We start from the raw sequence: 13,730 nt of genomic DNA on the forward strand, positions 1-13,730 counted from the left end.
AGCGGATCGAGCCGTACCCCGGCCTGGTCGAACGCGTCCGCCGCCAGCACGCTCGCGCCCCCGCTCGGCCCCACCACCAGCACCCCATCGGAGCCGGGGGCGCGTGAGCCGTGCGCCTGGAAGTACGCCAGCACTCCGATGAGGTCGTCCTGGCTGGACACCAGCACCACCCCGGCCTGCTCGGCCACCGCCTCCCAGACCCGCCGGTCGCTCACCATGCCACCGGTGTGCGAGGCGGCCGCCTCCTGCCCCTGCCCGGTACGCCCGCCGACCAGCAGCACCACCGGCACCTCCGTGGAACGCAGCGCCTCGTACAGCTCGCGCCCGTCACGCGGATCCTCCAGGTACAGCCCGACGGCGCGCGTCTCCGGGTCGCGGGCGAGCCAGCGGAGCAGCTCGGCGGGGGTCACGTCGGCCGAGTTCCCGACGGTGGCGACCCGGCTGAACGCCAGCCCGCGCCGCTCCCCGACCTTGATCACCTCGCCCGCGAGCCCACCGCTCTGCGAGATCAGCGCCACCGACCCGGCAGGCCCGACCCCGCCTCCCACGAACGTCTGCCGCCCCCGAGGGCAGTACACGCCCATGCAGTTGGGCCCGAGCAGCCGCGTCCCCGCCGCCCGCGCCGCCTCGACCAGCTCCTCCTCCAGCTCAGGCCGTCCCGCCTCGCCGAACCCGCCGCTCATCACCTGCACGAACGGCACCCCGTACGCCTGCCGCACCACGTCGGCACACCGCTCGGCGGGCACGGCCACAAGGGCGTAGTCGACATCCGCCTCGGCGAGAGACGGCACGGCCCGCACCCCCGCCACCTCGGCCGCCGACGGGTGCACGGTCACCAGCGGGACGCCCGCGGCCTGGTAGAAGCCGAGGAACATGTTCCCGAAGTTCGGCCTGGTCGTGGAGGCCCCGACGACGGCCACCGCCCTGGGCTCGAAGAGCGGCAGGAAATCCGCTTCAGCACCAGGCACCCCGGACACAGGTCCCGAGGAGGGCAGGTAGCGGGCGTCGACCGCGATCACCCCCGAAGGGCTCGCGATGACCGGGTTCAGCTCGAACTCGCCCAGTTCCAGCCGTTCCCAGAGTCCGCCAGGTCCGCCGACCGTCATGAGCAGCTTGACCACCGCGTCCACGTCCACCGGCGGGCCGCCGCGGTGCCCGTACAGGACGGATGACCCGCGCAGTGACGCCAGCATGCGCCGCGCGTCCTCCTCCGAGATCGGGCAGAGCCGCAGCGCCGTGTCACGCAGCGCCTCCGTCCACACCCCGCCCAGCCCGGCCAGCAGCACCGGCCCGAAGCCCGGGTCTCGCACCAGGCCCACGATGAGCTCCACCCCGGCGTCGGCCTGCTCCTCGACCAGGAACCCCGCGACCTGCAGCCTGGCCCGCATGCCGGCCGCCGCCGCCTCGAGCTCGTCCCTGGAGAGTCCGAGCGCGACGGCCCCGACGTCCGACTTGTGCACCAGCCCCGGTCCGAACGCCTTCAGCACCAGCGGCTCGGCCAGCTCCTCGGCCCGGGAGAAGTCGAGGTCGCGCACCACCACCCCGCGCGGCACCGGCACCCCGGCCTCGCTGAGCAGTGCCTTGACCTCGTGCTCGTACGCGCTCACCCGAGCAGCTCGCGGATCTTCCCGCGCAGCAGCTTGCCGGGTCCGCCGGAGGCGTCCTGCGAGTGCGGCAGCTCCTCGGCCACCACGATGTGGTCCGGCCGCTGGTGCTCGGGCAGCGTGTCGGCCAGGGCCAGCGCCAGCTTGGACGCCTCAAGCGTGTGCCCGGCGCGCGGTACGACCGCCAGCAGCACGCGCTGCTCGAAGGCCCCTTCCGGTACGCCGACCGCGCCGGCCTCGGCCACCCCGTCCAGGGCGGAGGCCGCCTCCTCGATCACGATCGGCTGGGTCCAGACGCCGCCCTTGAGTATCGAGTCCTCCCGCCTGCCCAGCACCTGCAGCACGCCGTCCGGGGAGAGGGTCCCGAGGTCGCCGCCGACATACCACTCGCCGCGCAGCACCTCCGCCGTCCGCTCCGGCAGGCCGTCGTAGCCGGTCATCCGGTGCGGCCCGGCGAGGTTGATCTCGCCGACCTCGCCGACCACCCGGTTGCCGTTCGGGTCGGTGATCCGCACCGCGTTCCCCGTACGGGCGCGCCCCGAGGAGCCGAGCGGGATCGAGCCGTCGTCCACGCGGCCCATGCACGTGTAGGGGGCCTCGGTCTGGCCGTAGTACGAGTACACGCCCGCCTGCGGGAGCCTGGCCTTGATCCGGTCCAGCATGGTCCTGGTCAGCGGCTCGCCGCCCAGCATGATCACCTGGATGGACGACAGGTCCACGCCCTCGTGGTCGGGCGACGCGAGCAGCGCGGCGTAGAACGAGGGGATCTGCGACAGATGTGTGACCCGTTCGCGGGGGACGACGCGCAGGAAGTTCGCCGGACCCCAGTCCTGCTCCAGCACCAGGCGCATCCCGGCGTACAGGGCGGGCCCGACGATGGCCGGGAAACCGATGCCCCAGATGATCGCGCCCGTCCCGAACACCGAGTCCGGACCGCGCGGCACATCCAGCCAGATCTGCGCCGTGGCCAGGGACGACGCGTGCGTGTGCACGACCGCCTTCGGCAGCCCCGTCGTGCCCGAGGTGTAGTAGAGCGCCAGCGGGTCGTCGTACGAACCGCTGATCGGCGGCTCCTCGTCGGACTCGCCTTCGAGCTCGCGCACGTCGATCCACGTGGTCACGGCCGGGAGCGACCCTCTGATCTGCTCGACCACGCCCTCGACCGTCGCGTCGTACACGAACGCCGTGCACCCCGAGGCCGCCACCACGTCACACAGCGTCTCAACCGGCCAGTACGGGTTCAGCGCCGCCGTCACCGCCCCGATCTTGGCCTGCGCCAGGTAGACCTCGGCCACCCGTAACGTCTCGTTGAGCAGCGCCGCCACCCGCCGGCCCGGCGCGATCCCCTTCGCGAGGAGGGCGTTGGCGCGGCGGTTGACGTTCCTGTTGAGCTCGTCGTAGGTGAAGCTCTGCTCGCCGCAGTACGTGAGCGCGACCCGGTCGGGCGTGCGCAGCGCTCCGGCGGTCAGGATCGCGTGGCCGTAGTTGCCGTAGGGTGATCGCGCCATGGGGGATGCCTCCAGTCAGAGGGGCTGATAGAGCACGAAGACGTTTCCTGAGGGATCGCGCAGCACGGCCCGCGTCTCATGCGGCCCCTTCTCGGGCTCCCGCACCACCTCGCCGCCGCGCGCGGTCATCTCCCGCACGGCCTTCTCCAGGTCGTCCACCTTGTACGACGGCGCGATCGAGGCTGTGACGTGCTCGGCGGGCCCGGCCAGCGCCACGGTGACCCCGCCGCCGTCCAGCGCCGCGAACCTGTCACCGTCCCTGAACTTCACCGGCAGGCCGTAGAAGGCGATCGCCTCGTCCAGGTCGGCGACGGGGATCAGCACGTTGCCGAGCTTCACACGGGCCTCCAATGGGGGAGTCGGTCGATGAACGTCACGCGTACCGGCATGCCGATGCGTACGTCGTCCGGGGCGCACCCCACCACATGCCCGAACGCCCGCACGCCCTCGGGCAGGTCCACCCAGGCCATCACGTACGGCTCCCGGCCCCGGTAGGCGGGAGCAAACGAGCGGTGCACGATCGTGAACGTGTGCACGACGCCCTCGCCCTTGACCGGCTCGAACACGAGCTCGCCTGCACCGCACCAGGGACAGTCGGCCTCGGGGAGGTGGACGCGGCGGCCGCACGACGTACAGCGCTGGACGACCAGCTCGCCGCGCGCGCAGGCGGCCCAGTACGCAGAGGTGTCACCGCTCATCTCTAGCCAAGCTAGCGCACGCTTGGTTGCCTCACAAGCCCCGCGCCGCCCGCCCGGGGGCATATCTCGGGCTAGCGTTTCATCGCCCCATCAGCTGCGGCGTCCGCCGCGTTGGCGATGGCCGTGCCGGCGATCTCCAGGCGGCGTGCGAGCTCCCGTTCCTTCATCCTTTCCGCCGTCAGCTCCTCGGAGAAGATGCGCGCGATCTCGTACTGGTACATCCGGCGTACCGCGCCGCCGGCCTTCTTGGCGGCCAGCGCGTCGTGTACCACGGCTGCCGGTTTCGACGACAGGGCGCGCACAGCCTTCTCCAACGCCTCGATGCCCACGATCACCTGGTCGAGCAGCGGAATGAATCTGATCTGCTCGGCCACCTGGTACAGCCGCGATTCCCGGACGAAGTCGCGTAGCGCGTCGAGCACGTCGTCGATGTACCGCGAGAGCCGGAACAGGTCCTCCCGGTCGAGCGCCGTGACCAGGGCGTGCTCCAGCTCCGACACCAGCCAGGCGCGTCGGGTGTCGCCCAGGTGCTCGATGGCGCGCATCCGCTCGTGTGCTCCGGTCCTGTCCACTTCGCCGGCGACCATCGCGAGCGCGAGCCAGGCGCCCTCCTTGGTCGCCTGGAGCTGCCCGGTCAGGGCCTCGGTCAGTGCGGTGTCCATCCGCCCGGCCAGAAGGTCGCGTACTCGGCTCAGCCGCCTCATGCTCACGTCAGTCCTCTCGTCACCCACGCCGCCGCCGTGGCCAGCACGGCGCTCGACGGCAGCGTGATCAGCCAGGCCAGCGCGATCTTGGCGGCGGCATGCCAGCGCACCCTGCCGGCGCCCTGCGCCATTCCCGCGCCGACGAGTCCGCCCGCGAGGGCCTGGGTCATGCTCACGGGCATTCCGGCCGCGGCGCAGCCCATCACGGTGAGGGCCGACCCGGTCTCGGCCGCCACGCCGTGCAGGGGGCGTGCGGCGATGATCTCCCGGCTGAGCGTGCGGCCGGTTCCGCGGATGCCGCACAGCGCTCCGATCCCGAACAGGGCAGCCGCCACCAGGGTGACGGGCAGCGGCGCGCCCGAGGCGCCCAGGGCGATCGTGAAGACGGCCAGCGTCTTTTGACCGTCGTTGGCGGCGTAGGCGCCGCATTGCAGGATGAACCCGATCCAGTGCCAGCGCCGCAGCCCCGCGCCGGTGGTCACGGCAGCCATCAGCCGGGATGCCAGCGGCGCGGCCAGCGCGCCCGCGAACGGGGCCACGAGCGCCACAGCCAGCACCAGTGCCACCGAGCCCGCGCTCACGGGGAAGCCCCAGCCGAGTCCGGCGCCGGTCAGCCCGCCCACGATGGCCAGAGTGAGGCTGGTCGGCTTGCCGTAGTGGTTCAGCGCGAGCACGATCACGAGTGCCGCTCCCACGCCGACGACCACGGCGCGCGCGCCGCCCGGCCCGTCGAAGGCGGCCAGCCGGTGCGTGAATGTCCGGGCGACCTCATGGGTCAGCAGCGGCACGAGTGCGTTCATGGCGACCATGACGGCGATGCCGGCGCACGGTCGCACGGTGGGCAACTTGTGGCCGGTGGCGAGCAGGGCGCCGCCGTCGTTCACGCCCGTGACGACAGCGAAGACGGCCGCGAGCGCCACCTCTAACGGCACGCCCGCCTCCAGGGGTCCGCCGGCCCGCCGCCCGGCCGGAGCGGCGTCACAGGCCGAGCCGTTCGCGCTCGACGTGATCCAGCGCCATGCGCACCGCGCCCAGCGCGATGCTCTCCTCACCGAACGTGGACAGGGCGACCTCGGGGGGATTCAGGCACATCGTGGCCAGGTGCGCCCGCATCGGTTCGAGCAGCAGCTCGCCGGCGCGCGAGAAGCCGCCGCCCACGACGACCAGCTCGGGGTCCACCACGAGCACGAGCGCCGACGCGCCTCTGGCCAGGCCGTGGGCCAGCCGGTCCACCACCGCGAGCGCCTGTTCCTCGCCCGCCCGTGCCGCCTCGAAGACCTCCTCCGCGCCGCGCCCTTCCCTGCCGAGCACGACGGACGGGTCCTCCCATCCGGTGAGGGGCAATCTGCCCAGCTCACCGGCGCTGCCCGTGCGGCCGGCCCGCAACCGGCCGTCGAGCAGCAGCCCGTGGCCGGCGCGGTATCCGGAGAGGACATAGACCACGTCCTCGACGTGCCGCGCACTGCCCCGCCAGTGCTCGGCGACGGCGGCGAGGTTGGCGTCGTTCGCGGCGAACCCGGGGCAGTCGAACCAGCGGCCCACCAGGCCGCCCAGGTCGAGCCCGGTCCAACCGGGGATCAGGTGCGACACCGACACCCGGCCCGAGCGATCCACCACACCCGACGTGCCCGCCGTGGCCGCCCACACGCCGCCACGCCCGACGCCCGCGGAGCCGGCGCACCCGGTGGCGGCCCGCTCGGCGAGCGCGAGGCGCTCCGCGGCCGGCAGGTGCTCGTCCACGTCGATCCGTTGCTCGCCGATCACGTTGCCGTTGAGGTCGGCGAGCATGGCGAGGATCCGGCTGGGTCCGACGTCCAGGCCGACAACGTGGCCCGCCTCGGACTTGAACCGGAAGCGCCGGGCCGGCCGGCCGGTGCCGCCCTCGGTCGGCGCGGCCTCCTCGGCCAGTCCCCGCTCGGTCAGGTCGGTGAGCGCCACTTCAGCGGTCTGCCTGGACAGGCCGGAGGCGCGGGCGAGCTGGGTCAGCGTCTGGGCGCCGCCCTGGCGCAGCGCGTGCAGGATCGCACGCGTGTTGAGGCGGCGCAGCAGCGCCGTGTCGTTCGTAACGCCGAGAGTTCTCATAATCCCCCTTGACGGCTCCACTGGGCAAACTCTAGCTTTACGTCGCGTCTCGTCATAATTGGAGTGAAGAAGAAATGCGGCAAGTTGGTCTGGCCCTGGTGGGTGCGGGTGACCGAGGGACGCGATACATCAGGCACGCGATGCGGGACGGTCGCGCCAAGCTCGCCGCTGTGGCCGAGCCCGACCGGCGGCGCCGCGAGGACGTGCTCGCCGGGCATCCGGACGCGGTCGGGTTCGACGACTGGCGCACGCTGGCGGAGCGCCCGCGGCTGGCCGACGCCGTGGTCATAGCGACGCTGGACGCCAACCACGTCGAACCGGCGGTGCGCTTCGCCGAGCTGGGCTACCACATCCTGCTCGAGAAGCCGATGGCGATCCGGCTGGAGGACTGCCAGCGGATCGTCGAGGCGGCCGAGAAGGCGGGGGTGATCTTCGCCGTCTGCCACGTCATGCGCTACACCCCGTACACGCGGAGGTTGAAGGCCGTCCTCGAGAGCGGGCGGATCGGTGAGATCATCAGCATCGAGCATCTCGAACCGGTCGGCTGGTGGCACCACGCCCACTCCTATGTGCGCGGCAACTGGCGCCGTACGGATCAGGCCACGTTCATGTTGCTCGCCAAATCGTGCCACGACCTGGACTGGCTCACGTACCTGACGGGTCGCCGGGTCACCCGGGTGTCGTCCTTCGGCGGGCTCAAACACTTCACGGCCGGCAACCAGCCCGCGGGCGCCGCCGACCGCTGCCTCGACTGCGCCGTGGCCGACGACTGCCCGTACGCGGCGCAGCGCATCTACCTGCCCTTCCTCGGATCCGATGACCACTGGCCGCTGGCCGTGCTGACCTCGGACATCACCGAGGAAGGCGTGCTGCGGGCGCTGCGCGAGGGCCCCTATGGCAGGTGCGTGTACGCCTGCGACAACGACGTGGTCGATCACCAGGTGGTCAATCTGGAGTTCGACGGCGGCGCCACAGCGTCGTTCACCATGACCGCCTTCTCGCCGAAGACGCCCCGCAAGACCCGGATCTTCGGCACCCGGGGTTCCATCGACGGTGACGGCGAGCTGCTCACCGTCACGGACTTCGTGACCGGCGCCACCGAGGTCATCGACACGCACCCGCCGAAGGACGGCCACAGCGGCGGGGACCAGGGCCTCATCACCGCCTTCCTGGACGCGCTCGCCGGCGACGATCCGGCCGCGATCCTGTCGGACGCCCGCGAGAGCCTGCACAGCCACGAGATCGCCTTCGCCGCCGAGCACGCCAGGCTGGCCGGAACCGTCGTCACCCTCTGAAGCCTTTTCCTCCGACCCCCTCACAAGGAGCCACCCATGACCAGAGCACTCGCCCTCGCGTGCGCGCTCGTGCTGGCCGCCACGGCGGCCTGCGGCGCGGACGAGGAGCCGGCCGCCGCCGACGGGCGCGGGCCGATCACGCTCACCGACACGCAGAGCCATGAAGAGGCCACCAGGAAGATCATCGACGCCTGGAACGCCACACACCCCGACGAGAAGGTGACGCTGGACATCCAGCCCAAGGACGCCGACAGCCAGCGGCAGCGCCTGATCAACAACGCCCAGACGAAGTCCGACGCGATGGACGTCATGATGCTGGACGCGGTGTGGACCGCCGAGTTCGCCGCGAACCGCTGGGTGGAGGAGTTGCCCGCCGACACGGTCAAGGCCGATGAACTCCTGGCTCCCACACTGGAGACCGCCAAATACCGGGGCAAGCTCTACGCGTTGCCGTGGCTCACCGGGACCGGGCTGCTCTACTACCGCAAGGACCTGGTGGACAAGGCGCCGACGACCTGGGCGGAGATGAAGGAGATCTGCGCCGAAGTGCTGCCCAAGCAGGAGGGTATGTCCTGTTATGTCGGACTGCTGGACAAGTACGAAGGGCTGACCGTCTCCTTCTCCGAAGCCGTCCAGTCCGCCGGCGGCACGGTCGTCGACGACTCCGGCACCCCCCATCTGGACACCGACGCCGCCAAGGAGGGCCTGAACTTCCTCGTCGACGGGCTCAAGAGCGGGATGATCCCCAAGGAGGGCATCACCTTCAAGGAGGACGAGGTCAAGAACGCCCTCCAGGGCGGCAAGGTGCTGTTCGCCCGCAGCTGGGCCTCCCTGTACGGGACCGCCAACGCGCCCGACAGCCCGGTCGCGGGCAAGGTCGACGTCGCTCCCATCCCCGGACTGGACGGTCTGGGCAGCGGCACCCTCGGCGGCGCCAATCTGGCGATCTCCGCCTTCTCCAGGCACAAGGAGACCGCCAGGGAATTCCTGGCCTTCCTCACCTCCGCCGAGCAGCTGAAGACCTGGGCGACCATCAACAGCACCCCCGTCGCGCGCACGTCGCTCTACGAGGACGCGCAACTCGTCGAGAAGTACCCTTACCTCCCCTCGCTGAAGGACGGAATTCTGGCGGCCAAGCCCCGCCCGGTCGCCGTCAAGTACGGTGACGTGACCGCCGCGATCCAGAACGCCGTCTACCCGGCGCTGTCCGGCGAGGTAGCCGTCGAGCAGGCGCTGTCCGGGCTGCAGCAGCAACTGGCGGGGCTGCTCAAGCAATGAGGCGTGGCTCGCGGTGGTTCGCCGCACTGATGATCTCCCCCACACTGCTCGTCCTCGCCTTGGTGGTGCTGTATCCGCTGGTCGCGGCGGCGCGCGAGTCGATGTACGTACGCGGAGAAGGACTCGACGCCGACGGATTCGTCGTCGAGGGCGAGCGCTTCGCCGGCCTGGCCAACTACGCGGGGCTGGTGGGGGAGCGTTTCGTCAACGCCCTGGCCAACACCACCGTCTTCACCGTCACCACGGTCGCGCTGGAAACCGTGCTCGGCGTGGCCATGGCGCTGGTGATGCACGGAGTGCTGCGCGGCAAGGGCCTGGTGCGGGCCAGCATCCTGATCCCCTGGGCGGTGCCCACCGCCATCTCCGGCCTGATGTGGCGGTGGGTGTTCCAGGCGGACGGCGTGGCCAACGCCGTCATCGGCGAGAAGATCCTGTGGACCACCGAGGGAGTGCAGGCCAAGCTCGCCGTCATCATCGCCGACGTCTGGAAGACCGCGCCGTTCGTCGGGCTGCTGGTGCTGGCCGGCCTGCAGATCATCCCCACGATGGTCTACGAGGCCGCGAAGGTGGACGGGGCGTCGGCCTGGCAGACGTTCTGGCGGATCACATTGCCGCTGGTCAAACCCGCGCTGGTGGTGGCGGTGCTGTTCCGGGTGCTGGACGCGCTGGCCATGTTCGACCTGCCGTTCGTGATGATCGGCCGCGGCAAGTTCTCGGTGGAGACGCTTTCCGCCCTGGTGTGGGACGAGGCCACCCAGCTCAGGTACGGCCCCGCCGCCGCCTACGGGATCGTGCTCATCGCCTACATGGCCCTCATCCTGTTCGTCTTCGTCCGGCTGCTCGGCGCCGACCTGCTCGCCGACGCGCGATCAAGGAAGGGGCAGGCATGAAGCGCCTCTTGGCCGCCGGGCTCATCGTCGTCTACTGCCTGGCGCCGTTCTACTGGATGGTCGTCTCCAGCCTGCGCCGCACCGGCGACATCTTCTCCACCACGCCCTGGCCGTCGCCGCCGTCGCTGGAGAACTACGCCGCGGTGTTCTCCGGGCACAGCGACTTCGGGCGCGCCCTGCTCAACAGCCTGATCGTCTCGGGCAGCACCACCGTGCTGACGTTGCTGTTCGGCATCTGCTGCGCCTACGCGCTGGCCCGGCTCACCTTCCGTGGCAAGAATCTGGTCCTCGGGCTGGTCCTCGGCACGTCGATGTTCCCCGGCGCCCTGCTGATCGTTCCGCTGCTCAAGCTCTTCACCGAGCTGGGCTGGGTCAACACCTACCACGCCATGATCGTGCCGAGCATGTCGTTCGCGCTGCCGCTGGCCGTCTGGACGCTCACCGCGTTCTTCCGCCAGATGCCGCACGAGCTCGAGCAGGCGGCCACCATCGACGGCTGCACCCGCTTCGGCGCCTTCCGGCGAGTCATCCTGCCGGTCGCCGCGCCGGGCGTGTTCACCACCGCCATCCTGGCGTTCTTCGCCACCTGGAACGAGTTCATGATCGCCCTCACCATGATCAGCAAGGCTGACATGCAGACGGCGACCGTCCGCGTCGCCCAGTTCGGCGGCGCCTCCGACTTCGACACGCCCTTCGGCACCCAGATGGCCGCGGGCGTGATCGTCACCATCCCCCTCGTGATCCTCGTTCTGGTCTTCCAGAAGCGGATCGTCGCCGGCCTCACCTCCGGCGCACTCAAATAGCACCTCACTGAAGGGACCCCTCATGAGCATCAGCAGACGAGGACTGCTCGGCGCGAGCGCCGTGGCGGCGGCCGGCATCGGACTGGCGGCGATGCCGGCGTCCGCGACTGTGGAGAAGCGCAGGATCAAGCGCGGAGTCATCCGCGTGGCCTCCTTCAACATCCACTACGGCGCCGGCGTCGACAACGTCTTCGACCTCGAGCACATCGCCGAGATCATCGAGGCCATCGACGCCGATGTCATCGGCCTGCAGGAGGTCGACAAGTTCTTCCGCGCGCGCAGCAACTGGCTGGACACCCCGAGCGAGCTGGCCAAGATGCTCGGCATGCACCAGGCGTACGGCGCCAACTACGACCTGGATCCGTTGGAACCGGGCCAGCCTCGCAGGCAGTACGGCACCGCATTCCTGTCCCGCTGGCCCATCCTCGAGTCGCGCAACACCCGCCTTCCGCAGTACACCGGCAGCGAGCCGCGCGGCCTGCTGGAGGTCGTCGTCGACATCCAGGGCAAGCGGGTACGCCTGGGCAACTCGCACATGCAGCACACCAGCGACGCCGAGTGGCAGGAGCAGGCCGACGCCATCGTGGCCACACTGGGCCAGTCGGCCGAGACGGTCATCTTCCTGGGCGACACCAACGCCGTGCCGACCTTCGGCGGCATCAGCACCTTCACCGACCGCTACGACGACGTGTGGGCACGGGTCGGCGTCGGCCCCGGACTGTCGGCGGGCAACACCTGGCGCTTCGACTACGTCTTCGTGCCCAAGGGCACCGACGTGCGCTCGGCCTGGCTGATGTGCACCGACGCCTCCGACCACCTGCCGCTCGTCACCGACCTCCTGCTCCCGTGAAGGACGTTCCGATGATCACTCGACGGTTGCTGGCCACGTTACTCGGCGTCGCGCTGGCCACGCCTATCGCCCTTCCCGCGCAGGCCACCGAGCACTGGGCCGACGCCTGGGCCACCTCCGTGCACTCTTCGGCCGCCGCCGCCGTCCCGCCGACGTACGAGAACCAGAGCATCCGCATGGTCGTACGGATGCGCGGGGACGGAGATGCGGTGCGCATCCAGCTTTCCAACCTCCACGGTGACCGGCCGGTGACCTTCGGCAGCGCGACCGTGGCGCTGCGGAGTTCCGGACCCGCGCTGGTCGAAGGCACGCTGCGGCACCTCACCTTCGGCGGCGAGCCCTCGGTGACGGTCCCGGCCGGACAGGACGTCTACAGCGACCCGGTCGAACTCGAGGTCAGAAGCGGCCAGGACCTGGCCGTCAGCATCCACCTCCCGACCGCGACCGGCCCCGCCACCTGGCACCGCTCCGCCGTGCAAACCAACTACATCTCGACCGGCGACCACACCGCCGAGGAGGACGGCAGCTCGTTCACCGCCACGGTGAGAAGCTGGATCTTCCTCAACGCAGTCAGCGTCACCCACGGGCCCACCCACGAGACGCTGGTCGCGCTCGGCGACTCCATCACCGACGGCTCCGGCACGGTCGTCGACGGGTTCGAGCGCTGGCCGGACTACCTGGCGGCCCGGCTCGCCGCAGCCCCCGGACGCGACCCCGCCGTCGTGAACGTGGGCATCGGGGGCAACCGCGTGCTCGCCGACACCGCCCAGGACGGCCTCAGCGTGCTGAACCGGCTGGAGCACGACGTACTCGTCCGCGACGGGCTTAAGTACGTGCTCCTCGTCGAAGGCACGAACGACCTGCGCAACCGCGCCACCGCCGACCAGCTCATCGCCGCCTACCGCCAGATCATCGACCGGGTCCACGCCAAGGACGCGGAGATCATCGGTGGTACGATCCCGCCGCTCAAGGGCAGCGCCGGTTACAGCGAGACGTTGGAGGCCGAACGTCAAGCCGTCAACACCTGGATCACCACCAGCGGCGCGTTCGACGGCGTCGTTGACTTCGCGACCGCGCTGGCCGACCCCGCCGACCCGCTGCGCTACCTGCCCGCCTACGACCGGGGCGACCACATCCACCCCAACGCCGACGGCTTCGCGGCCATGGCCGCCGCCGTCGACCTCGACCTGCTGCGCTGACCCGCCAGGGCGGGACCACGCGTCCCGCCCTGGCAACACCGCGGCGGAGTGACGGGTCACCGAGTTGTACAACCAAGGCCGCCGAGCAGCCCGGCAACGACCAGGCCCCGGTCCGCCTCGACGACCTGTACACGCTGGAACGGTTCAGGGTGCGGTGCTCCTAGTGCGACGGCTCCTCCAACGGCTCCTCCACGGGAGTCGAAAGGGGGCGCACCAAGGGCGCGTCGGGACCTTCGTCCGTGGGCGGGCCCGATGAGCGGGCGAGCCGCTCCTCGGCAGTGGCCGCCGGGGTGCCCGACGGCGTGGGGGTGGTGAGGGTCGAGGTGCTGTGTTCCTGGCTGGGCGTCGGCGTGGCGGAACGGGAGGGCGTGGGGCAGGCGGGGCCGTCCACCGCGACCTCGCTCACCTGCGGCCCGTTCCCCGCGGCAGGCTCCGTCATGACGACGATCCCGAAGTACACCCTCTCACCGCAGGAAACGCTCCCAGGATCGTGCGCCACGCTGCTGGTGTAGACGGTGCTGCCCCGTAAGGTGCGGCTCTCCTGCCGTACCGTCCTGGCCGCCCCGCCCTCCCCGTCCCGCCGCGTGTACGAGATCCGCAGCCGCACGGGCCCGGTCCCGTCCGCGGAGATCTTGATCGCCCCCGACGTGCCACTCCACCCCACGATGCTGGCCGCCTGGACGGAGGCGGGACGCGGCACGGAGGTCCCGCCCTGCCGGATCGTGGGAGGCGGTGGCGGCGGCGGGGAGCTGCTCGGCGCACGGGTGGGGGTGGGGGAGGTGCGGCGGGGAGCGGCGGAGGTCCGGGTCCGGGAGGGCG

General features: G+C 70.9%; 15 protein-coding genes. 8 read left to right on the top strand and 7 right to left on the bottom strand.

What is annotated here, in order from left to right:
- From AB0J09_RS37315 to AB0J09_RS37345, 7 genes are all read right to left on the bottom strand, one after another.
- On the bottom strand, positions 1-1,607 hold a 1,607-nt coding region (locus AB0J09_RS37315), incomplete at its 3' end, for an acetate--CoA ligase family protein (RefSeq protein ID WP_360701578.1).
- A complete protein-coding gene (locus tag AB0J09_RS37320; protein ID WP_360701580.1) occupies positions 1,604-3,112 on the bottom strand; it encodes a class I adenylate-forming enzyme family protein in 1,509 nt (502 codons plus the stop codon). The genes AB0J09_RS37320 and AB0J09_RS37315, both read right to left, overlap by 4 nt.
- Positions 3,113-3,127: 15 nt before the next feature.
- Positions 3,128-3,451: a VOC family protein gene (locus AB0J09_RS37325; protein ID WP_360701583.1), complete on the bottom strand. Its 324-nt coding sequence runs from the start codon at positions 3,449-3,451 to the stop codon at positions 3,128-3,130.
- Positions 3,448-3,810 carry a Zn-ribbon domain-containing OB-fold protein gene (locus AB0J09_RS37330; RefSeq protein ID WP_360701585.1) on the bottom strand — a complete coding sequence of 121 codons (363 nt, stop codon included), beginning with the start codon at positions 3,808-3,810 and terminating at the stop codon, positions 3,448-3,450. Before AB0J09_RS37330 ends, AB0J09_RS37325 begins: the two co-directional genes overlap by 4 nt.
- A 71-nt stretch (positions 3,811-3,881) precedes the next feature.
- Positions 3,882-4,514: a DUF47 family protein gene (locus tag AB0J09_RS37335; protein WP_360701587.1), complete on the bottom strand. Its 633-nt coding sequence runs from the start codon at positions 4,512-4,514 to the stop codon at positions 3,882-3,884.
- Positions 4,515-4,516: 2 nt separating this feature from the next.
- Positions 4,517-5,446, bottom strand: a complete 930-nt coding sequence (locus AB0J09_RS37340) for an inorganic phosphate transporter (RefSeq protein WP_360701590.1) — start codon at positions 5,444-5,446, stop codon at positions 4,517-4,519.
- A gap of 46 nt (positions 5,447-5,492) precedes the next feature.
- Positions 5,493-6,596 (bottom strand): ROK family protein, encoded by a 1,104-nt coding sequence (locus tag AB0J09_RS37345; RefSeq protein ID WP_360701593.1) that lies wholly within the window; start codon positions 6,594-6,596, stop codon positions 5,493-5,495.
- A gap of 74 nt (positions 6,597-6,670) precedes the next feature.
- Between AB0J09_RS37345 and AB0J09_RS37350 the strand changes: the two genes are divergently transcribed.
- The 8 genes from AB0J09_RS37350 to AB0J09_RS37385 form a co-directional block, all read left to right on the top strand.
- Positions 6,671-7,891: a Gfo/Idh/MocA family oxidoreductase gene (locus AB0J09_RS37350; RefSeq protein WP_360701596.1), complete on the top strand. Its 1,221-nt coding sequence runs from the start codon at positions 6,671-6,673 to the stop codon at positions 7,889-7,891.
- Positions 7,892-7,927: 36 nt separating this feature from the next.
- Positions 7,928-9,169: an ABC transporter substrate-binding protein gene (locus AB0J09_RS37355; RefSeq protein ID WP_360701599.1), complete on the top strand. Its 1,242-nt coding sequence runs from the start codon at positions 7,928-7,930 to the stop codon at positions 9,167-9,169.
- Positions 9,166-10,059: a sugar ABC transporter permease gene (locus tag AB0J09_RS37360; protein WP_360701602.1), complete on the top strand. Its 894-nt coding sequence runs from the start codon at positions 9,166-9,168 to the stop codon at positions 10,057-10,059. Before AB0J09_RS37355 ends, AB0J09_RS37360 begins: the two co-directional genes overlap by 4 nt.
- On the top strand, positions 10,056-10,862 hold the full coding sequence (locus AB0J09_RS37365; RefSeq protein ID WP_360701605.1) for a carbohydrate ABC transporter permease: 807 nt from the start codon (positions 10,056-10,058) through the stop codon (positions 10,860-10,862). Before AB0J09_RS37360 ends, AB0J09_RS37365 begins: the two co-directional genes overlap by 4 nt.
- Before the next feature lie 22 nt (positions 10,863-10,884).
- The gene (locus AB0J09_RS37370; RefSeq protein WP_360701607.1) at positions 10,885-11,712 is read left to right on the top strand and encodes an endonuclease/exonuclease/phosphatase family protein; all 828 of its coding nucleotides are present in this window, start codon (positions 10,885-10,887) and stop codon (positions 11,710-11,712) included.
- Between the two features lie 11 nt (positions 11,713-11,723).
- On the top strand, positions 11,724-12,911 hold the full coding sequence (locus AB0J09_RS37375; protein ID WP_360701609.1) for an SGNH/GDSL hydrolase family protein: 1,188 nt from the start codon (positions 11,724-11,726) through the stop codon (positions 12,909-12,911).
- A gap of 239 nt (positions 12,912-13,150) precedes the next feature.
- Positions 13,151-13,423: a hypothetical protein gene (locus AB0J09_RS37380; protein WP_360701611.1), complete on the top strand. Its 273-nt coding sequence runs from the start codon at positions 13,151-13,153 to the stop codon at positions 13,421-13,423.
- A 3-nt stretch (positions 13,424-13,426) separates the two neighbouring features.
- Positions 13,427-13,730: hypothetical protein (locus AB0J09_RS37385; protein ID WP_360701613.1), on the top strand; the 304-nt coding region annotated here is incomplete at its 3' end.

Source organism: Nonomuraea sp. NPDC049784 (assembly GCF_040659615.1).
Taxonomy (GTDB): Bacteria; Actinomycetota; Actinomycetes; order Streptosporangiales; family Streptosporangiaceae; genus Nonomuraea.

Coding starts and splice junctions, on each gene's coding strand:
- AB0J09_RS37330 (WP_360701585.1), bottom strand. CDS start 3,810: ATGAGCGGTGACACCTCTGCGTACTGGGCCGCCTGCGCGCGCGGCGAG.
- AB0J09_RS37335 (WP_360701587.1), bottom strand. CDS start 4,514: ATGAGGCGGCTGAGCCGAGTACGCGACCTTCTGGCCGGGCGGATGGAC.
- AB0J09_RS37355 (WP_360701599.1), top strand. CDS start 7,928: ATGACCAGAGCACTCGCCCTCGCGTGCGCGCTCGTGCTGGCCGCCACG.
- AB0J09_RS37320 (WP_360701580.1), bottom strand. CDS start 3,112: ATGGCGCGATCACCCTACGGCAACTACGGCCACGCGATCCTGACCGCC.
- AB0J09_RS37360 (WP_360701602.1), top strand. CDS start 9,166: ATGAGGCGTGGCTCGCGGTGGTTCGCCGCACTGATGATCTCCCCCACA.
- AB0J09_RS37365 (WP_360701605.1), top strand. CDS start 10,056: ATGAAGCGCCTCTTGGCCGCCGGGCTCATCGTCGTCTACTGCCTGGCG.
- AB0J09_RS37370 (WP_360701607.1), top strand. CDS start 10,885: ATGAGCATCAGCAGACGAGGACTGCTCGGCGCGAGCGCCGTGGCGGCG.
- AB0J09_RS37375 (WP_360701609.1), top strand. CDS start 11,724: ATGATCACTCGACGGTTGCTGGCCACGTTACTCGGCGTCGCGCTGGCC.
- AB0J09_RS37350 (WP_360701596.1), top strand. CDS start 6,671: ATGCGGCAAGTTGGTCTGGCCCTGGTGGGTGCGGGTGACCGAGGGACG.
- AB0J09_RS37345 (WP_360701593.1), bottom strand. CDS start 6,596: ATGAGAACTCTCGGCGTTACGAACGACACGGCGCTGCTGCGCCGCCTC.